The sequence below is a fragment of the Cognataquiflexum aquatile genome (assembly GCF_003316845.1).
Taxonomy (GTDB): domain Bacteria; phylum Bacteroidota; class Bacteroidia; order Cytophagales; family Cyclobacteriaceae; genus Cognataquiflexum; species Cognataquiflexum aquatile.
The window spans coordinates 575,891-595,491 of sequence record NZ_QMIK01000003.1; the positions used below are offsets into that span (position 1 = coordinate 575,891).

The window sequence follows — 19,601 nt, forward strand, 5'->3', positions numbered from 1 at the left end:
TTGTTTATTTCCTGTCCAATAACTACATTTTGTTCTAAGTACTATGTGCTTACAGTTCAATTCTTTCATTTTAAACAATCAAATCAATGGAAAATCGAATCTCCATCGAGATCCCACCGGCGGATCTCCAGGCCATCAAGGCCGCTCTCCAACAGGTACAGGGCCTGTTGGCACCCTATGTCGTTGCACTCACACCCGAGCAACGCAAAACCATCCCCAAAATGAGTGACGGCACAGAGCCTTTTGTGGACAAGGTCATGGACTATGCCGTCAACAATGCGGAGTTTCTCCCGCCCTTTGTCAATCAGGCCGAACTCCAAAAAGATTGGAATGCTACCTCCAATCTGCTTCCTTTACTCAGGATGGTAGATCAGATCAAAGACACCATGAGCGATACCGCCATGCTTGCAGGGTCTGAAGCCTATAAAGGGGCCTTGAGTTATTACAATTCGGTAAAGCAAGCCGCAAAAATGAATGCGCCCGATGCCAAAGCCATCTATGAAGACCTGAGAAAGAGGTTTGAGAAGAAAAGCAAAAGCGGAACCGGTACTGTCTGATGGTGCCAAAATTTGATTGATTTGTTGGATAAACCCTTTTTAGGCCGGACCATTTGGTTCGGCTTTTTTTATTGCCAACCACAAAAAACCAAGAGGGTACTTCCCAATCCCGACAATGCACCTAAGAGGCTCAGCGTTGAAGCAATTAGGTTCAAGCGTAAACCAAATAGGCGCAACGTCCGAGCAAAAAGCCGCAAGCGTGAACCAAAATGGCTCATCGTCGGAGCAATTAGGCGCAAGCGTGAACCAAAATGGCGCAACATTGAAGCAAAAAGGCGCAAGCGAGGAGTAAAAAGGCTCAAGCGAGGAGTAAAAAGGTCCAACGATGGGGTAATGAAGTGGAGGGGGGTACTTCCGAAGTATCCCCCTCCACTTGTGAAGTACCCCTGAGGGATTAAATATTTCTAACTTCCGGTTCTCGGGAATGGCATTTCATTGGCTTGGGAAGAATACAGGATTTTTTTTCAGTGGGAAGCAGCCCTGGATTTAACTTCTCAGAATTGGGATTTCAAATCCCAAAAAATAAAAGGCTTGTGCAACAAACAGTTTAAACTTTTATATCATTTCCAAAAACATTTTTTAATTTTTCTATTAAATCAGGATTTTTTGAATCGATGTCTTTCCAAATAATTTTTCCTTCTATATAATCACCAATTTTTAATAAATTATAAGAAATAGACTCATTCTTAAAATCGATATCATTCAATTTTAACTTGTAAATTGTTTCCAGCCTCATATAATCCATAACAACATTTGGATGAATTGCATAATTCACAGTTTTTCTTTTAGCCTGAAAACTGGGATAAACAAAAATTTCGGTATTCAAATCATGGTTTGCATAAATATGTTCGTGAGCGATAAAACCCGTTACAGGGTAAGTGTTTTCAAAAACAAATAAATTTGATAAATATATAAGTACTTCTAAATATGAATTAATCTGATCTTTAGAATATTTTGATAAAATATTATTTAATTTCTTTTTATTATCTTCTTGCCAATGGTTAAAAATACTTTCTTTTTCGATTGATTCGAAAAAGAAAGGTGTTACTTTAAATTCCCTTTCTGGATTCATTTGCCATTCAGATAGAAAAAAAATATCTTTTTCAAAATTTATTCCTTCTCCTGTTTTAACTGTTTCAATAATTGCTGTTCCAGGAGAATTGGTACAATAAAAAACAGGATGATTCGGAAGATTTGCCCTTTGAGTCTCTTTAACATATTCAACTGGTGGATAAGAATACTCTGACTTTAAATTAATATTCATATTCCTGTCAAACTTTCTAAGTCTGTAGAATTTAAATGGAAAATCATTAAAACTAAATTTTGTTACAAAAAGTGGAAGAATTTTTAATTTTGATAGAAGGAATTCATCTAACTCTTTTGCAAATTTCTCAGGATCATCATTGATTTTAAAACGATCCCAATTTTTAATTAGCAGTAATTGATTTATTCCTTCTCGGATATCCTTTCCGTTTGGTATTTCAAAACTCATATCTCACCCCCTTCCACTATCCTAATCTCCTCCTCTGTCAAGTCATAAAGCTGATAAACCAATTGGTCGATTTGGTTTTCTAGGTCGGAGGTGTCGGAGGTAGGGATATTTTTCAAATCCAAAATCATATCAACTTTTTTTACAATGAATAATTGGAATTCGTTGGTGTCAAATTTAATAGGAATAGAATTGAGGCTATTTATGGTGACTTGCGGGAAGGAAGTTTTGAAATCATGAAAATTTATTTTCCAAAAATATTTAATGAATTTGGAGTTAAAAATGGCAAGGATATACTTTAATGTATTCAAATCATCATGAATAATCGTGAAAATATTTCCTGTAACAGCATAAGGATTGTCAACAATTGTTGCAATTGGTTCATTTCCTATTTGTCGAATACAAATTTTAAATGGGGCAAAATGTACTTCCCTATCCCAACACCCTCCTGCCGATTTGGGTCTTTCAAACCAAATATATTCCTCAGGTTCCAGATACCTATACCTAAGAATGTCACTTCCTGTTAGGATTTTGACATGGTTATCTGTTTTCTTTTCCTTAGAAAAGAATTTATCTCTATCCCCTGATATTAAGCCCCTATTGATTTTTGATATTTCACCTAAAAAATTGAGGTTTTTCAACTTTTTAAAGATTGAAATGTTACTCGAATCAATTAATAAATTCCAATTGTCACCAACTTGACTTTTAAAATCTTTTTGTGAAATCAATCTAAATCCAATTGAACCATTAATGACATTTTCAAGATCTGTCGTAAGCTGAATCATTTTATCAGGATATGTATTTATCGTTTTTTCAAAATGAAAAATCCCAGTATGCACATCTGCTTCCTCGAATATTTTAGATTCCGTAACAGCTATTGTATAAATATTATGATTCTTAGTTAAAAAACTCCGTAAACCCGAGGCGTAAACATTATTAAGAATTGAGCTTGGTGTAATGAAACATATGTCGCCTTTATCTTTCAATATAAATGTCCCTAATTGATAGAATAGATGAAAAAGATCAATTTTGAATTCTGCGAAGGGAAATCTCTGCTTAAAATAAGCAAGATCAGCTAACGATGTGTTATTCGGCTGAATCATTTTATAAGGAGGATTTCCAATCACCAAATCAAAACCCACAAAATCCCCTTCCTCATTCAATACCTCAGGGAATTCAAAACGCCATTCGAAGGCATTTTCAAAGATCTTGTTGGCTTTGATCTCTTCGATTTCGGTTTCGAGTTTGTTGAGGGATTCTTCCAGTTTTTCGACTTTGGCAAGGCGTTCTTTCTTTTGTTTTGGGCTTTCTTCGAAGAGGCCCTGCTGCATGGTGAGGTTGTAGAGTTCCCCTGCTAGCTGTGCTTTCCGCTTGAGTTTGGGGTCGTTTTTGGTGATTTCAGAGCGGAAGTCTGACTTGATGTCCGCGATCAGCCTTTCCATTTCCCGCTTCTGTTCTTTGTTTTCGGCGTTGCGGTAGGTATCGACTGCGATGCGGTAGCTGTCTATCGACCACTTGCTTTTCTTCAGTGCCTGCCTCAGGTCTGCATCGATCGCAAAGCGGCTTACGAGGGAGTTGCCGCACTTGATGTTGATGTCGATGTTGGGAAGGGTTTCGAGTTCGGTGGGGTTTTTATAGTAGGCGTTTTTCAGCAGTTCTATCCACAGACGGAGACGGCAGATTTTGACAGAGTTGGTATTGATATCGACACCAAAGAGGCAGTTTTCGATGATCGTCTGCTTCTCGTGGAAGAGGGTTTCTTGGATGCGTTGGCTTTCACCCTTTCCCCCCTTCAGGGGGGATGAAAGGGGGGACGGGATGTATTCGAACAATTCCCCTTCCTCGTCAGTGACGGTCAGTTCGTCGTTGACGACTTCGACTTGGTATTCTTTCAGGCGCTTTCCGTCCCGGTCGAGGAGGATTTTGAGGTCGTTTTTGACCGCTATCATTTCATTGAGTGCCGATACCAAGAAGTGTCCCGAACCTACGGCGGGATCGCAGATTTTGATGCTGTTGACGATGTTGTTGGCTTCTTTGTAGGAAAATACACCGCCTGGCCCGATGAAGTCATAGAGGTCGTTGAAGTTTTTTAATTGTATACCCTCAGGTCTGGCGGCTCTTCCTTTATAATCACCCTCACCCCTGGCCCCTCTGTCTAGTTTATCACCCTCACCCCTGGCCCCTCTCCCAAGGGAGAGGGGAGATGCGCCTTCCTCGTCTCTCCCAAGGGAGAGGGGGGGAAGAGATTTGGTGGTAGCAAAGTCGCGGATGGTTTCGAGGACTTTTTCTGTTTCCCAAAGAACCTCCTGATTGCTGAATCGGATTATTTTTATTCCTAATTCTGTCAGTTCATATGTTCTTCCTTCATCATATTCTTTTTGGTCTTGGGAATTATGGTAGTCGCCGTCTAACTCAAGCCCAAGCCGTAATTCATCACAGAAAAAATCCAGGATATATTTCTGGGCCACGGGATGCTGTCTTCTGAATTTATATCCAAGAAATCTCCGATTTCGAAGGAGATTCCACATAAAATCTTCTGCAGGGGTTTCATTTTTTCTCATCTCCCTTGCATGTTCCAAAAGCTCAGGATTTATCTTTTGCCCCTGAAGTTCAATTCTGGGTTCATCCCCTCTCCCTCGGGGAATACCCTCACCCCAAACCCCTCTCCCTCGGGGAGAGGGGCCAGGGGTGAGGGTGTTAGAAGAATCCCCATCTTTTACAGTACGGCCAGGGGTGAGGGTGTTGAGTGCTTCGTTAAACTTCTGCACTACAGCCTTTCGGATGGTCTCCCGGCACATGTACATCGTGATAAAGCCCGGCGTGAAGAAGGAACCGTCCTTGTATCCGTTGATCTTCTCGAATATCAGACCAAGCACCGAGGCATTGATGAGTGTTTTGTTGTCCTCCTGTATTTCCTCTGAGCCTTCGCTGCTGAAGTCATAGGCATCCAAGAACGCAAACAGGTATTCCAAAACAGGCATGTTTCCTGTGCGCTTTTTGCCCTGCTTGTCTTTGAGAACGGTAGAGGCGATGACAGGAATGGACTTGGTGTCTTTCAGGTTGGAGATAAATAAAGTGACCTGCTCCATATCCGTCGGCTCAAAAAGCGAGGAATTGAGGTAGGGAACTTTCTCAAAGACCTTTTTGACATCGTCATTCCGGTCCTCATGCTTCCTTGCCAAGACCTGAAAGAAGAGGCTGTTCAGGTCGTCATAGCTTTTGATCTTGTCAAGGTTGAGAAAGGAATACGCCTTGTCTCCTTTATGGTAAGTGATCAGTTGTGCTTCAAGTAGCTTCAGGAATAAGATCCTGTTGATCCAAGTGATGGAGAGCTCAAGGGCGACATTGAAAAGCCGCTCTTGAGTCGTGCTACCGAATTGGCTTGGTTTGTCAAGCCGGCTCAGCTTGTCAAGACTGTCGAGTTGGATGATGGCATCTTCGAGGATCGTTCCCGAATGTCTTTCCCCCACATTGTTGCGCCCGATGAGTTTTTTGCCTCCTTCTTTGGTTTCGGTGAGTCCGATGATGTGGAGCAGTTCTGCATAGAAGCGCTTGTCAAGGCTGTTGCTGTCGTTTGTAAAAGGGAGTTTGAGAAGGTGTTCGGGTGACAGGAGTTTGAATAGCGCGATCAGTTTGTTGTCGTCCTGTTTGTCTTCGTTTCTCAGGGGTCTTTGGTAATCCTGTATATTGAAATAGGTAAATTCTATTTCTGATTTGATGTCGGCGATGTAAGGTTCGGCAATCTGTTTGTAGAAAAAGTCTGTCTTTACTTCTGCCAGTCTTCCATCTTCAAAATCCTGAAATCTCTGCACAAAGCTTTTATTCTGGGCAAAAAGCCTGTCGAAAAGGGTGGCGTCAAAGATGAACCATTCGTTGATATTGGTGACCACGAGGTGTTTTACCTCCAGGTTTTTGTGGGTAATCCTTTCCCTAAGATAGTAAAGGACCAATTCCTGAAATGCTTTTGCGTTCAGCCTTTCCGTCGTCACCATTTCAGATTTGTTTGTCGGCTTTTTGGCCTCAATGATTACGGCCACAGGGGTATTGGCCTGACTGCCGTTGTGGATGACCAGGTCATTGCGGCCTTTGGTATTGATAAAGTGGTTTTGCTTGTAGTAAGTATCCTTGAGAAAGTCCGAAACGAGATTTTTGTGAAACTCCTCCGTTTCGGTGTCATTGGTTCTGTCGAGGAGTGTAATGAGGTTGGCTTTGAAACCTTCAATTTCAATCCTGTTGGGTTTTACTTTCAAAAAAGCTTTGTTGAGCGCCTTCTTTGGTTTCAATTCTCTTAAAATCATCTACAAGGTATGTTTACTTTTTCAGGGGATTAAGATAAGTTTTTAAGGTGGAAAGGCATTATAGTCTTAGGACAATTCTGAATTAAAAAGTTAAAATTTTGAATTCTTTGCGACCATTGCTGTCAAAGGATTAAGAATGATAAGATTTCTCTCTGCGTTCGAAATGACAAGGGTAGGTTTTCTCCTCTTTTTATTCTTGCTTTTGATTTTCTCGTTCTGGTGCTCTGCCTCCTCCGAGGTAAAAGAATAGAAATCCTTTGCCTCCTTTGCGAAACCTTAGCGAACATTGCGGTTAAGGAAATGAGAATATTGAAACAATTGGGATTTTCTATGATCCAATTGCCTCAAGCCATGATTAAAAACCGCGTTTCAGCTTTGCAGATAAAAATTTCATTTTGTAAATTTTATGTCAAATCTGACATCTTATGAGAACCAATCGCTCTTTTCCCTTTCTTGTCTTTTTTTCTATTTATTTTTTCCTTTCCTGTAATAAACCTGTAGAAAATGTAGCTCTTGAAAATGTCACCCTTTATCACGGGGGTGATATTATTACCATGGCCGGTGACCAACCTCAATACATAGATGCGCTTGTCGTCAAGGAAGGGAAAATCGTTTTTGCGGGTAATTTGGATGAGGCAAAAAAAACATTTCCAAACCCAACTTTAGAAGTTGACCTGAAAGGAAAAACCATGCTTCCCGGTTTTATAGACGCCCATGGGCATATTTTTAATACAGGGATACAAGCCCTAGCTGCCAATTTATTACCTCCTCCTGATGGTCCCGGGGATAATATCCAGTCAATTTTAGATATTTTGAATGAATGGAAAAGTAAAAACCAGGCGGTCATCGATGAAATTAACTGGATTATCGGGTTTGGATATGATGATTCCCAACTCACAGAAAAACTCCATCCCACTGCCGAAGACCTTGATAAAGTGTCAAAAGACATTCCCGTGATCATTATCCACCAATCCGGGCATTTGGCCTCGATGAACAATAAAGGACTCCAATTGATGCGCTATGCTGATGGGATAAAAAATCCACCGGGTGGGGTGATTAGAAGGATTGAAGGGACTGAAATCCCCAATGGTGTCTTGGAGGAGATGGCATTTTTCATTCCTATTTTCAAAATTTTGGGAAGCCTGGATTCTGAAGCCAACCAAAAAATTGCCTTGGCCGGACAGGAAATGTACAAGTCCTTTGGATTTACTACCGGTCAAGAAGGCAGGGCTACCAACGATGCTTCGGAAATCCTAAAAAGTTTAGCCCAAAAAGGCCAAATAGAAATTGATATTGCGGTGTACCCTGATATCCAATCCCAATTGGAATATATCAAGGAGGTAGGGGTAAGTGATACCTACCAAAACCACCTGAGAATCGCAGGAGCAAAGATTTCGCTAGATGGTTCTCCCCAGGGAAAAACAGCCTGGCTTTCTAAACCTTATAAAATACCCCCAACTGGGCAGAATAATGACTATCGGGGATATCCCGCTATTCAGGAAGATTCGGTTGTTTTCTCTTTGATCAATGCTTCTTTTGAAAATAAGTGGCAAATACTGGCGCATTGTAATGGGGATGCCGCTGCTGACCAATTTATTAGGGCAGTGGAAAATGCTGCTTCTCTTTATGGAAATGACGACAGAAGACCCGTTATGATTCATTCCCAAACGGTGACAGACCCACAATTGGACAAAATGAAAGAACTCGGTATAATACCTTCTTTTTTTGGATTGCATACCTTTTATTGGGGTGATTGGCATGTCAACGAGGTTTTGGGGAAGGAGCGGGGAAGTCGGATTTCTCCTGCCGGCACTGCATTACGGAAAGGAATGCTGTTCAGTCAGCACCATGATTCTCCGGTTATCTTGCCCAATAGTATTATGATTTTACACACTGTGGTGAATAGAACAAGCCGTTCGGGACAGATTATTGGACCTGAAGAGAGGATAAGTCCCTATGATGCCCTGAGGAGTATTACTACATGGGCGGCTTTTCAGTACTTTGAGGAAGCTTCAAAAGGGACGCTTGAAGTTGGAAAACTTGCAGACATGGTGATTTTAGACCAAAATCCTTTAAAAGTTGAACCTGCTACCATTATGGACATAAAAGTTTTGGAAACCATCAAAGAGGGGAAATGTGTTTATTTAAAATCAAATTGAGTTTAAGTTTCTAATTTGGATTTTAGAAACCCTCAACCATTTATGCCATAAAATATTGCCCTTTAGAAATTGATTCTAAAATGGAATTCCATTTCTTTATTCCCTTTGCAAGAATATTTCGGTAAAAAAGTAAGAAAATGTAAACCGCTTCCGGAGAAGGAGGATATCGAAAAAAACCAATATTTCAGAATATGGAATGTTTGTGAAGACACAAACATTGGCGATGGAGTAGAGAGGAGTATGGAGAAAACCTTGGCGAATATTGCGGTTAAAAGTTACAGAATGGCTATTCAAAGTTCGACCCCTTTGGGGTCTTCACCCCACCTTATTTTTCCTCCGTGCTCTCCGTGTGGTCAATAATTCCCACTGATACTCCTTCTTTTTCCAATGCAGTAAAATCCCATCAGCCCTAAAAGGGCGAAATTTGTTGAAGGAATTGTCCCGCCCCTTCAGGGCTCACGAGAATCCATCCAAACTTTAAGGATGGGCTGCACCCATCCCTTTGTTATTCCGCCCTTTCAGGGCTTTAACCAAGATAAAATAAAAACACCACAGTCTCTGTGCCCTCCGTGTGAGCCGTAGTAAATTATTACTCTAGCCGATTCTCCCTTTGCGTCCCTTTGCAAAACCTTCTTTTCCTTTGTGGTGAAAAATTTATTTTCACGGAGTTCACAGAGGACGCTGAGAAAAAATGAGAAAAGAAACTCCGTGCTCTCAGTGTCCTCCGCGGTAAAAATCATCCATCCCCCATTGCGGAACCTTGGCGGACATTGCGGTTAAAGAATGAATAATGTTTGTGTCTCCACAAACATTGGCGGCCGCGACTGACCACGTAGTGGTCAAATATTAATAACCCCGGGTAAGGAACGCAACCCGGGGATAAAAATGAAAAAGCAGATTTGAGTTTTTGGCCGAAAGTATGGAAAGAGAGAAAAAGACTTCTCGCCAAAAACAGAGAGGCTAAAAATCCCCTGCGTCCCTTTGCAAAACCTTCTTTTCCTTTGTGGTGAAAAATTTATTTTCACGGAGTTCACAGAGTAAGCTGTGAAAAAAAGAGAAAAGAAACTCTGCGCCCTCAGTGTACTCCGCGGTATAAATCTCCAATCTTTTTTTCCGTCCATTTCGGTGAAATGAATGAGGAATCAATAAGATTATATGGGTATAATTATTAAATTTTTTTATGATTTGATTTATTATATTTATGTAAGTCAAACAATCCCCATATGGCCACCTACGACATAGAGATCATTCTCAACCGACAGCTTGCCGATTGCCTTTCCATACCGGTATTTATCACAGACACGGCAGGCAATTTGATCTTTTACAATGAGCCTGCGGAAACTATCCTTGGTTCCCGATTTGGAGACACGGGCGAAATGCCCGTGGAGGTGTGGGGTACGATTTTCAAACCTTTGGATGAAAAGGGGAAACCACTGCCGCCGGAAGGATTGCCCTTGGTAAAAACCCTAAAAGACCAACTTCCCCACCACAAGGTTTTCTGGATAGAAAGTCTGAAAGGAAAGCCGGAAAAGATTTCGGTCACTTCTTATCCAATCATCGGAAGGATGGGAAAATTTCTCGGTGGTGTCGCTATTTTTTGGGAAAACAAAGACATATGAAAGTTTCTATTCAAGGCGTAAGGGGTTCTATACCTACTTCAGGCTCTCAAACAGCCCATTTTGGAGGAAATACCTCTTGTGTCACCATTATGGAGGGTGACCGGATGATCATCTTGGATGGCGGATCTGGACTGCAGAAGGTAACCCTTCCGGATCCTGAGGTCAAGAGGGTAGATATCTTGCTGACTCATTTCCATATGGACCATATCCAGGGACTTGGGTTTTTCAGCGCTTTGTTTGACCCGGAAAAAGAAGTCCATATCTGGGCGCCTTCAAGTATCACCCACAACCTACATTCCCGGCTCAACAGGTTTCTTTCCCCTCCATTGTTTCCTGTGTTGATGCGGGACCTTCCCTGTGAGCTTTTTCTTCATGATATTTCCAACAGCAGTTTTGAGATTGGTCCATTCACCATTATGTCCCAATTTGTCATCCACCCAGGGGCCACAGTAGGTTTCAGGGTCAAAGGGAAAAATGCGGTGTTTGCCTACGTCCCAGACCACGAACCGGCCCTTGGCCCTAAGGGATTGAACTTCGATAAAAAATGGATTTCGGGTTTTGAACTCATGGAGGAAGCCGACCTGCTCCTGCATGACGCTCAATTTACCACCGAACAATATGGAAAAAAAATTGGATGGGGACATTCCAGTATGGAGGACGCCATCCAATTGGCAGTGTATGTAGGAGTCAAAAGGCTGTTGCTGACCCACCATGACCCGGCACACAGCGACACAAAGCTGAATGAGATTCTTGAAGCCCTGAAGTCCAAGCATACAGGACAATTTGACTTTGACCTTGCCAGGGAAGGCATGGAGATTGAATTGGGGTAGGAGGAAAAAGTGTAAGCCTATCTCAATTTTTTTTCGAATATCCTTTCAAATCACTCTTTACTAAAACTGACAGAAACATTCCCGGCCCCCAAAGCTGCCTTCAATCCATCAGGATCATCGATCTTTCCGATACGGGTATAGCTGTAACTTGTGTCGAATGTTTCATAAAAGATGACTACCGTATTGGCTCCCCAAAGCATCAGATCTCCCGATAGGATCGTTCCCGGATTGGCAGGATTTGTAGGGAGATTCTTGGGAAGGCGATAGTATTTTTCATTTCTGTTCAGTTCGGTCATGGTCACTGTCAAGGGAAGGAGATCGAAAAAACTATTTGCTGCTTCATTGTCCAAAAGTGTCGCAGTGAAGGTTTTTGAACCTACTTTGATCGTGATTTTATTGTTTGAATTTTCCATATCGTTGATTTCATTTTGAACCTGAAGGTCAGCATCTGACTGTCCACAAGAATAGCAGGTACCGGAAATCATTCCAAATATCATGGTGAGCATCCAAGTCCTGAGAATAATCTGTTTTTTCATTTGCTCTTTTATGTTCTAAAGAAATTATTCAATGTTCTTTATGAATTTGGCCGGAATGCCTCCTACAACCGTATTTGCCGCAACGTCTTTTGATACAACAGCCCCAGCTGCCACTACGGCATTTTCACCTATAGTGACTCCCGGCAATATGGTGGCGCCGGCTCCTATCCATGCGTTCCTTTTGATCACGATTGGCTTTCCGATCAAAGCCCTGCGGTCTGTAGGATCCAAGGGATGGTTTTCAGTCACGAGTTTTACCTGCGGACCGATCAGTACATGGTCCTCCAACGTGATCCCGCCTAGATCCAAAAAGGAACAGGCATGATTGATAAAGACGTTTTTGCCCAAATGAATAAATCGGCCAAAGTTGGTATAAAAGGGAGGGAATATCATGGTAGACTCATCTATGGGTTTGCCGATGATATCTCTAAGCGTGGACCGTATGATCTGGATGTCGCCGGATTGGTTGAGTTTGCTGACAAGGGAAAGGGTCCGGTTTACTATCTCATTGATCTTAAAATACTCCGGATCGTTCAATCTGATTGGCTCGCCGCCTTTCAATCTTTCAAAAATATCCTTTGAGGTATCAATTGGATTGACCATAGTTATTGATTTGATTTTCCTAAAACAAAGGTACCTTTAATTGGTCCTTGGAGTTAATGATTATCAAATCATAGGTTAAGAAAATCAAACTGGCACTTCACGGAACGCCTTTGGATTGAGTCCTGTAAATTTCTTAAAAAAGTTGTTGAAATAGGTAGGATACTCAAATCCCAAGGCAAATGCAATTTCGGAGATATTCCAGTCAGTATGCAGAAGAAGTGCTTTTGCTTCGCTGATAATCCTTTCTATAATCAGGGTAGAGGTCGATTTTCCTGTAACTTCTTTGAGTGAGCGGTTGAGGTGATTCACATGCACAGAGAGGCTGTTTGCGTAGTCCTGCGCATTTCTAAGTTTGAGGGGTTGGCTGGGAGTTTCGAAAGGAAACTGCCTTTCAAGCAATTCTAAAAATACGGAAGAAATACGTGAAGCAGCGTTTTTTTGGACTTCGTATTTTTCTGTGGGCTGAAGTTTGAGTGCTTCATGGAGGATCAGGTGAATATAATTTCTGATCAATTCATCCTTGTTTACATAATCAGATTGCTGTTCTTCCATCATTTTCTCAAACAGGCTGTTAAGAAATTCTCTCTGCTTGTCATTGATTTCCATAATGGGTGTTCCACCAAGTTTAAAAATGGGAGATTGGAGTAAAGCATTACTTCGGGATGAGTTTTGGAGAAAATCCTCAGAAAAAAGACAGGTGTAGCCTACATAGGAACTTGAGATTGTCTCCCAAGAGTAAGGAATATGGGGGTTACCAAAAAACAATACGGTACCTTCTGCTTCAAAACTCCGGTCTGCAAAATGAATCCGGCTGGTACCTGTTGTGAGACAGATTTTGTAGAAGTCTTTTCGGCTATAGATTTTTGTAGCATTGCCATCAGCTTCTATCTTAAATACATTGAAGCCACGTAGCTTGAGTTCGTTGTTGAAGTCTGAAACCGATCTTGTGATTTTGTTTTTCATTCTGTAAAATAAAGAAATTCAAATAATTTTATTCTGTATTTCCGCCGCCTAGGCAAGTGTCTCCACTAGCCAGCAATCTTGGCCTCGGTTAATCTTTATTAAAGGAAAGAATTCAACCATAGCCACGCAAGTTAAAATTTATTTGATTTTAGTAAGTTATTGTTTGCCTGAAGTTATTTTTCAGGATTCGGTGAGTTTAACTTTGATTTGCAATAAGGCTTAACCAATATGGAAAAGAATTCAGAAACATTGATCCAAGAAAAAAGCAGACGGAACTTTATCAAAGTCGGTGCAACACTCAGTGCGGCAATATTAGGTGCAAATGCCATTGTAAATTCAGCTCAAGGTCAAAATCCAGATGAGAAATCTGGTACATTGGATAGAAATACCTCCAAATCCAGAACACTGGGGTCAGGGAAAAATGCGCTAGAAGTTTCTGCTTTGGGCTTAGGTTGCATGGGGATGACTTACCACCGGAGTTTTATTCCTGATCCCAAAGCAATGATTTCCCTACTTAGGAAAGCTCCGGACCTAGGCGTTACTTTCTTTGACACAGCTGAAGCCTATGGCCCAATTACAAACGAGAAGTTGGTCGGGGAGGCCCTGGAGCCGATCAGGAAAGAGCTCATCATTGCCACCAAATTCGGATTTAAGGAGGGAAGACCCAGCTTAGGCCTTGATAGCAAACCTGAAAGAATCAGACAAGTGGTGGAGAATTCTCTGAAAAGTTTGAGAACAGATTATATTGATTTGCTTTACCAACATAGGGTTGATCCGAATGTGCCCATGGAAGATGTTGCTGGAACGGTAAAAGACCTAATCCGAGAGGGAAAAGTGAAGTATTTCGGATTAAGCGAAGCAGGGGAAGGAAATATACGAAAAGCACATGCGATACAACCTGTGACTGCCCTTCAAAGTGAATATTCGTTGGTGACAAGGCAACCCGAAAACGATGTCATCAAAGTATGTGAAGAGTTGAAAATAGGATTTGTCCCATACAGTCCGATCAGCAGGGGACTTATTTCGGGATATATCAACGAGCGAACAAAATACAATCCTGACAATGACAACAGGGGTTCACTTCCCCGTTATCAGCCTGATGCGATCATTGCCAACTGGCCATTAATAGACATTTTAAAAGAATTTGGGGATCAAAGAGGGTTGACAGTCGCACAGGTTGCATTGGCTTGGTTATTGGCCCAAAAACCTTTTATTGTACCCATTCCGGGAACTACCAAATTGGCCCATTTACAAGAAAATATATGGTCAGCAGATTTTGAATTCACTGAAGCGGAATTGAAAAAACTCACTGCTGACCTCAACAACGTGAAAATAGTAGGCGACCGATACACAGGTCAATCTGCAGAACAGACTCGAAAGTAAAAGAAATTAACCAACGAGCTGATAGGTTTTCTATTTTCCAAGTAACTATTAAATAGGAGCTGATTGACTTATGTCCTTTTATTTTGAAAGTTACAGTCTAGAATGATGGAGTTGATTCCGTTAATCTGAGTAATTAATTTGGACATAAAACTACCATGAATGCTATTCAATTACTTGATTCCAAGAACAATATGTTTGATTTCCGTAAGTTATTGACCATCATAAAAACCTACCTTTAGACTTAAATTCCAATTCTATGGCAACGATAAACCTAAACGTCAACGGTAAAAAGCAGACAATAGACGTGGACCCCAACACGCCTGTCCTGTGGGTGTTGAGAGACCACCTCAACCTTACCGGAACAAAATATGGTTGTGGCATCGCGCAATGCGGGGCCTGCACCATTCACTTGGGAGGCATAGCCGTCCGTTCCTGTCAATTGCCTGTTTCCAGTGTAGAAAATCAGGAAATTACGACCATCGAGGGGCTTTCCGAAAACGGCGACCACCCTGTGCAGCAAGCTTGGATGGAGCATGATGTGCCTCAGTGCGGCTATTGCCAAGCCGGTCAAATCATGACTGCTGTGGCTTTGTTGAAAAACAACCCCACCCCGAGTGATGCAGAAATTGAAACCGGAATGAACGGTAACATCTGCCGCTGCGGAACTTATCTCAGAATCAAAGAAGCTGTGAAAACCGCCTCCAAATCATTGTAAATCCAAGGACCATGACATTAGCAAACAAGCATATCAATAGAAGGTCTTTCCTCAAAGTATCAGCACTTGCAGGCGGGGGAATGGTGCTCAGCTTTAGCTGGTTGGCGGGTTGTAAACCTACCGCCAAAGAAGAACTTTTGGCATTGCCAAAGGAGTGGTTTGAACTGAACAGTTACATCAAAATCGGCGAAAACGGAACTGTGACGCTTTTTTCTGCCAACCCGGAATTTGGCTCAAACGTCATTACGTCCATGCCCATGATTTTGGCAGAGGAGCTTGACGTTGACTGGAAAAAGGTAATGGTCGAGCAGGCCGATTTTTTCCCGGTGCGATTTGAAAGACAGTTTACCGGAGGTAGTCAAGGAATCCGTCAGGGTTGGACACCTTTGCGTACTGCAGGTGCCACTGCCCGTCAGATGCTGGTCAATGCAGCTGCACAGACTTGGCAGGTTCCCGCCGAAGAAATCACCACCGAAGCAGGCACAATCATCCACAAAGCAAGCAACAAAAAAGCCGGTTATGGAGAAATGGCTTCTTTGGCATCCACACTTGGGGTGCCTGAGGAAGTCAAATTGAAAGAAATCAAAGATTTTAAAATCATCGGCAACAGCAAGAAGAATGTGGAAGGTCTGAAAATCGTGATGGGGAAACCTCTTTTTGCCATTGACCATAAAGTGGAAGGAATGCTTTATGCTGCCATCGTCCATCCTCCGGGATTCGGGATGAAGCTGAAAGCCTTTGACGGGGCTTCCGTAAAGTCCATGCCCGGTGTCAAAGATGTCTTTTCGATCAAGGTATTCAATGATGACTATGAAAGGAATTTCTTTGATACAGCTACTTTTGATGAAATGGTAGCCATTGTCGGTAATTCCACCTGGGAAGTACTGAATGCCAAAAAAGCTTTGAAAGTTGATTGGGAAAAAGCACCGGAGTCTTCCTTTGCTGTGGATGCCCGTGGAAATAAAATCACCATCAAAGTGCCCGCAGGATTGGAAAACTCTGCGGACCACAAAGCCAAAATGACGGAGTATTCCCAAAAACCCGGCAATATTCTCAGAAGGGACGGCGACCCTGAAGCTGCATTCAAAAAAGCGGCAAAAATCCTCGAACGCACCTATACTGCCCCTTTCTTGGCACACAATACCATGGAGCCTTTGAACTGTTTTGCCCATGTGACAGCGGATCAGGCGGTCATCTATGGACCTACACAGGCACCGGAATTTATCATGGGGACACTTTCCAACAGGCTTGGATTGCCCAAAGAAAAAATCCAAATCAACCTAGCCCGCATGGGAGGTGGATTTGGACGCAGGGCTTACAGCCACCAAATGGTGGAGGCAGCCTTGATTTCCCAAAAAGTAAATGCACCTATCAAAATGACCTACACCCGGGAGGATGACATGACCTCGGGTGTCTACAGGCCAACTTATTCAGCTACCTACCGTGCAGCTTTGGATGAAAACAACAACCTGACAGCTTTCCATGTGAAAGCAGGGGGCATTCCTGAGACGCCGATTGCGCCAAACAGGTTTCCTGCCGGAGCGATAGACAACTACCTGGCGGAAGGTTGGGAAATCAGTTCCAACATCACCATCGGGGCTTTCCGGGCACCGAGATCCAACTTTATCGCCAGTGCGGAGCAATCCTTCCTCGATGAATTGGCCGAAGAAATGGGCAAAGATCCGATCGCATTTAGATTGGAACTCTTAGACCGGGCCAAAACCAATCCTGTGGGAGAAAAGAACGATTATGACGCTGGCCGCTATGCAGGCGTTTTGGAACTCGTCCGGGAAAAATCAAAATGGGATTCTCCGGAGCCTAATGTCCACCGTGGCGTTTCGGCGTATTTCTGCCACAATTCCTATGTTGCAGAGGTATTGGATATTGAAATCCAAAACAGCAAACCTGTAGTCAAAAATGTCATCGCGGCAGTGGACTGCGGCATCGTGGTCAATCCGGATGCAGCAGCCAATATGGGAGAAGGTGCCATCGTGGATGGTATCGGCAACGCCTTCTTTGGAGATTTGCCTTTCAAGGTTGGGGTTCCTGAAAAGACAAACTTTGACAAATACAGGATGATCAGACAGATGGAATCACCAAAATCCATTGAAGTCCATTTCGTGAAAAACGACATCGATCCTACCGGACTTGGCGAACCGCTGTTCCCTCCGGTCTTTGCGGCCTTGGCCAATTCACTGTACAAAGCCACCGGAAGAAGGTACTATGACCAGCCTTTTGCCCCCCAGCTCGAAATGCAGAACCTGACAATGTGATTTTGAACACAGAAAAGGTAAAATTAAAAAACCGCACCCTGAGGAATTGGGGGCGGTTTTTTTTTGTTTTTGATAAACAAACCTGAATTCAAACGACAGTTACAAATCAAACTTTGTCTTGGTGTTTTTTCGAAAAGGCTTTGGATGAGCTCCCAATGCCAACGGATTCTTTTCAACTCGTGGGTCGACTATTAGTTGTCTGTGGTGTTAATTTCTGTGATCGTCGCTTTGTCGTCAGAGTTTTATTGATAGTTCTAATTGTCCACCAAGTCCAAGTTCAACGATTTTTTGAAGTGTAGAAATTCGGACTTCTTTAATGTTGTTTTCAATTTTAGAAATGTAGCCTTTATTGGTTCCACATTTTTCTGCAAGTTCTTCTTGGGTCATTCCTTTTTGAAGTCTCGCTTGTTGAATTAGAAAACCAAGTTTAAAACTTTCATACCCTTTCTCGAACTTGTCACGTTTGAAAGAGCCTTTTTCACCGTATTGTTCCTCAACAAACTGGTCAAGTGTCTTAGTATTCTTTGTCTTGCTCATATTCTTTTTTAATTTTTAAAGCCTTTTCAATTTCGGATTTCGGTGTCTTCTGAGTATTTTTCTGAAAGCCGTTTGCCAAAACCACAAGTTTTCCTGCATCAAAAAAGCAGAAAATGCGAAAAATATCGCTTCCCTGCTGGACTCTGATTTCGTAAAGTCCATCTGTCCCTTCCATATGCTTCAAATAGTCTGTCGGGATTTGTTTTTGGGTTTCGATAATTCTAAAAGTCCATAATATTTTGTCTTTAACTTTCTGCTTTTGTTTATTGAAAAAGTCAGAAAAGTAGTCTTTATATAAGGTGACAGTTCTTGTTTTTATCTCACTCATACTTCGCAAAGGTAGAAAAAGTTGTCCGAATGAGCAACATTATTTTATTGCGTCTGGCGAATTTTGTATTCAAAACTCTTTGATGGGTTGGGTTTGCCACTTCACATATAGCGGTTTATGGTTGGGAAGCAAGCAATTGTAAATTGGATTCTACAAAAAGGCCAATTCCAACAGATTCTATTTTACCCTTTTGAATCTAGCTTGCTTGAGACAACCAAATCAAACAACCATTGAAAATAATTTGACCATTGAACCAATATAAAGACCGGTTAATTCTTTAAGCAAAAAGCTGGGTCAAAGTCTTCATTGAAATAAACATTTTTCCGCTGTCGGGTATTTTTATAAAATCATATTTCTCATAAAACTTCTCCGCTTCTTCGTCAATCGGGTCAACTACTACTGCGAATGAGCCAATTTCTTGTGAAATTTCATAACTCCTCTTCAAAGCGTCTATCAGCAAAATCTTTCCGATTCCTTTGCCCTGGTATTTTGTGTCAATAGCCAATCTACCAAGTAAAGTAGTGGGAATTGAAATATAGGATCTAGGAAGCTTTTTCTGAATATGGTCAGGAAAACTACTTAATGGAATGCTGTTATTGGAAAGGGTGCAATAGCCTTGGATTTGGTTTGAGGTACTTTCTGCCAATACAAAACAAGCTGAAAGCTTTCTTTTGATGTCTTGTCCCGCTTGATTTTTTAAATAGTTGTTCAAAAGCTCTTTCCCACAGTCAAAATCATCTCTGTTGTGCTTTTTGTCTAAAAGTTCAACCATTACCTACTTTGAATTAGATAAAAAAGTCTTGTAATCATCTAAGGCTTTTCTCAAATTTTCAGATGGTTCTTTTGGATTGGTAATGGCATCGAAGAAAATTTCAGAATCTCTTTCTGAAGCAAGCACCTGTTCTTTCTCTTTGATAATTTTCTTTGCTTTTTCCTGAACAGTAAGGATAACAAAGTCAGTCAGATTACGGTATCCTCCCAAATAGGCAGCTTTCTCAAAGAATTGTTTTTGTTCTTTGGGGAGTCTTGCATCAAATCTTGCATGTTCTTTTGTATCAGTACTCATGGCTTAAAATGTTTTTTCAAATGTACGTATATAATCCGTAAAAATTCATTTCAATCTAGGACATATTAATAGGCGTGCAATTACAAATTGAATTTGATAGAAAGGTGTAGTTACAAACTCATATCTTTAAACTGAACCAAAAAACAGAATAAAGGTGTAGCCTGATTTGCAAATTAAGTACAGCAATGCTGATACTGCGGTGTAGGGATCACACCTTTATTTTTTCCTCTTCGAATCTGAATAGT

The 19,601-nt window shown here is 41.7% G+C and carries 16 protein-coding genes; 7 read left to right on the plus strand and 9 right to left on the minus strand.

All coding sequences use genetic code 11. The features are described 5' to 3' along the window. The first annotated feature begins 86 nt into the window (after positions 1–86). Positions 87–557: a hypothetical protein gene (locus DQW11_RS11405; RefSeq protein WP_113924181.1), complete on the plus strand. Its 471-nt coding sequence runs from the start codon at positions 87–89 to the stop codon at positions 555–557. Positions 558–1,104: 547 nt separating this feature from the next. Here the strand turns inward: DQW11_RS11405 and DQW11_RS11415 are convergent. Both DQW11_RS11415 and DQW11_RS22380 read right to left on the minus strand, forming a co-directional pair. Next, positions 1,105–2,049: a hypothetical protein gene (locus DQW11_RS11415; protein ID WP_113924183.1), complete on the minus strand. Its 945-nt coding sequence runs from the start codon at positions 2,047–2,049 to the stop codon at positions 1,105–1,107. Beyond that, positions 2,046–6,344 (minus strand): DUF7149 domain-containing protein, encoded by a 4,299-nt coding sequence (locus DQW11_RS22380; protein WP_198669885.1) that lies wholly within the window; start codon positions 6,342–6,344, stop codon positions 2,046–2,048. Before DQW11_RS22380 ends, DQW11_RS11415 begins: the two co-directional genes overlap by 4 nt. Positions 6,345–6,769: 425 nt before the next feature. Between DQW11_RS22380 and DQW11_RS11440 the strand changes: the two genes are divergently transcribed. The 3 genes from DQW11_RS11440 to DQW11_RS11460 all read left to right on the plus strand — a co-directional run bounded on the left by DQW11_RS11440 (position 6,770) and on the right by DQW11_RS11460 (position 10,952). Continuing rightward, on the plus strand, positions 6,770–8,503 hold the full coding sequence (locus tag DQW11_RS11440) for an amidohydrolase (protein WP_113924184.1): 1,734 nt from the start codon (positions 6,770–6,772) through the stop codon (positions 8,501–8,503). Positions 8,504–9,726: 1,223 nt separating this feature from the next. Further along, positions 9,727–10,122 (plus strand): PAS domain-containing protein, encoded by a 396-nt coding sequence (locus tag DQW11_RS11455; protein ID WP_113924187.1) that lies wholly within the window; start codon positions 9,727–9,729, stop codon positions 10,120–10,122. Next, positions 10,119–10,952, plus strand: a complete 834-nt coding sequence (locus DQW11_RS11460) for an MBL fold metallo-hydrolase (RefSeq protein ID WP_113924188.1) — start codon at positions 10,119–10,121, stop codon at positions 10,950–10,952. The genes DQW11_RS11455 and DQW11_RS11460 overlap by 4 nt, the downstream gene beginning before the upstream one ends. Before the next feature lie 50 nt (positions 10,953–11,002). Here DQW11_RS11460 and DQW11_RS11465 read toward each other — a convergent pair whose 3' ends face one another. The 3 genes from DQW11_RS11465 to DQW11_RS11475 form a co-directional block, all read right to left on the minus strand. Continuing rightward, positions 11,003–11,488, minus strand: coding sequence for a cyclophilin-like fold protein (locus DQW11_RS11465; RefSeq protein ID WP_198669886.1), 486 nt, complete (start codon positions 11,486–11,488; stop codon positions 11,003–11,005). 24 nt (positions 11,489–11,512) lie between these two features. Then, positions 11,513–12,091, minus strand: a complete 579-nt coding sequence (locus DQW11_RS11470) for a DapH/DapD/GlmU-related protein (RefSeq protein WP_113924189.1) — start codon at positions 12,089–12,091, stop codon at positions 11,513–11,515. Positions 12,092–12,175: 84 nt separating this feature from the next. Further along, entirely contained in the window at positions 12,176–13,054 is an 879-nt protein-coding gene (locus DQW11_RS11475; protein WP_113924190.1) for an AraC family transcriptional regulator, read from the minus strand. A gap of 228 nt (positions 13,055–13,282) precedes the next feature. Between DQW11_RS11475 and DQW11_RS11480 the strand changes: the two genes are divergently transcribed. From DQW11_RS11480 to DQW11_RS11490, 3 genes are all read left to right on the plus strand, one after another. Beyond that, complete coding sequence (locus DQW11_RS11480; RefSeq protein ID WP_113924191.1) at positions 13,283–14,437, plus strand: aldo/keto reductase; 1,155 nt, start codon at positions 13,283–13,285, stop codon at positions 14,435–14,437. Between the two features lie 256 nt (positions 14,438–14,693). Continuing rightward, positions 14,694–15,152, plus strand: coding sequence for a (2Fe-2S)-binding protein (locus DQW11_RS11485; RefSeq protein WP_113924192.1), 459 nt, complete (start codon positions 14,694–14,696; stop codon positions 15,150–15,152). Positions 15,153–15,163: 11 nt separating this feature from the next. Next, the gene (locus DQW11_RS11490; RefSeq protein ID WP_113924193.1) at positions 15,164–17,425 is read left to right on the plus strand and encodes a xanthine dehydrogenase family protein molybdopterin-binding subunit; all 2,262 of its coding nucleotides are present in this window, start codon (positions 15,164–15,166) and stop codon (positions 17,423–17,425) included. A gap of 234 nt (positions 17,426–17,659) precedes the next feature. Here the strand turns inward: DQW11_RS11490 and DQW11_RS11495 are convergent, their stop codons facing one another. The 4 genes from DQW11_RS11495 to DQW11_RS11510 form a co-directional block, all read right to left on the minus strand. Continuing rightward, positions 17,660–17,962 (minus strand): helix-turn-helix domain-containing protein, encoded by a 303-nt coding sequence (locus tag DQW11_RS11495; RefSeq protein WP_113924194.1) that lies wholly within the window; start codon positions 17,960–17,962, stop codon positions 17,660–17,662. Beyond that, positions 17,940–18,290, minus strand: coding sequence for a type II toxin-antitoxin system RelE/ParE family toxin (locus DQW11_RS11500; RefSeq protein ID WP_113924195.1), 351 nt, complete (start codon positions 18,288–18,290; stop codon positions 17,940–17,942). Before DQW11_RS11500 ends, DQW11_RS11495 begins: the two co-directional genes overlap by 23 nt. Positions 18,291–18,567: 277 nt before the next feature. Beyond that, positions 18,568–19,062 (minus strand): GNAT family N-acetyltransferase, encoded by a 495-nt coding sequence (locus DQW11_RS11505; protein WP_113924196.1) that lies wholly within the window; start codon positions 19,060–19,062, stop codon positions 18,568–18,570. A gap of 3 nt (positions 19,063–19,065) precedes the next feature. Beyond that, positions 19,066–19,356: a type II toxin-antitoxin system TacA family antitoxin gene (locus tag DQW11_RS11510; RefSeq protein WP_113924197.1), complete on the minus strand. Its 291-nt coding sequence runs from the start codon at positions 19,354–19,356 to the stop codon at positions 19,066–19,068. Positions 19,357–19,601 lie beyond the last annotated feature (245 nt).

Excerpts from the sequence above, each read along its gene's own strand:
- DQW11_RS11405 (WP_113924181.1), top strand. The coding sequence starts at position 87 with ATGGAAAATCGAATCTCCATCGAGATCCCACCGGCGGATCTCCAGGCC.
- DQW11_RS11415 (WP_113924183.1), bottom strand. The coding sequence starts at position 2,049 with ATGAGTTTTGAAATACCAAACGGAAAGGATATCCGAGAAGGAATAAAT.
- DQW11_RS22380 (WP_198669885.1), bottom strand. The coding sequence starts at position 6,344 with ATGATTTTAAGAGAATTGAAACCAAAGAAGGCGCTCAACAAAGCTTTT.
- DQW11_RS11440 (WP_113924184.1), top strand. The coding sequence starts at position 6,770 with ATGAGAACCAATCGCTCTTTTCCCTTTCTTGTCTTTTTTTCTATTTAT.
- DQW11_RS11455 (WP_113924187.1), top strand. The coding sequence starts at position 9,727 with ATGGCCACCTACGACATAGAGATCATTCTCAACCGACAGCTTGCCGAT.
- DQW11_RS11460 (WP_113924188.1), top strand. The coding sequence starts at position 10,119 with ATGAAAGTTTCTATTCAAGGCGTAAGGGGTTCTATACCTACTTCAGGC.
- DQW11_RS11465 (WP_198669886.1), bottom strand. The coding sequence starts at position 11,488 with ATGAAAAAACAGATTATTCTCAGGACTTGGATGCTCACCATGATATTT.
- DQW11_RS11470 (WP_113924189.1), bottom strand. The coding sequence starts at position 12,091 with ATGGTCAATCCAATTGATACCTCAAAGGATATTTTTGAAAGATTGAAA.
- DQW11_RS11475 (WP_113924190.1), bottom strand. The coding sequence starts at position 13,054 with ATGAAAAACAAAATCACAAGATCGGTTTCAGACTTCAACAACGAACTC.
- DQW11_RS11480 (WP_113924191.1), top strand. The coding sequence starts at position 13,283 with ATGGAAAAGAATTCAGAAACATTGATCCAAGAAAAAAGCAGACGGAAC.
- DQW11_RS11485 (WP_113924192.1), top strand. The coding sequence starts at position 14,694 with ATGGCAACGATAAACCTAAACGTCAACGGTAAAAAGCAGACAATAGAC.
- DQW11_RS11490 (WP_113924193.1), top strand. The coding sequence starts at position 15,164 with ATGACATTAGCAAACAAGCATATCAATAGAAGGTCTTTCCTCAAAGTA.
- DQW11_RS11495 (WP_113924194.1), bottom strand. The coding sequence starts at position 17,962 with ATGAGCAAGACAAAGAATACTAAGACACTTGACCAGTTTGTTGAGGAA.
- DQW11_RS11500 (WP_113924195.1), bottom strand. The coding sequence starts at position 18,290 with ATGAGTGAGATAAAAACAAGAACTGTCACCTTATATAAAGACTACTTT.
- DQW11_RS11505 (WP_113924196.1), bottom strand. The coding sequence starts at position 19,062 with ATGGTTGAACTTTTAGACAAAAAGCACAACAGAGATGATTTTGACTGT.
- DQW11_RS11510 (WP_113924197.1), bottom strand. The coding sequence starts at position 19,356 with ATGAGTACTGATACAAAAGAACATGCAAGATTTGATGCAAGACTCCCC.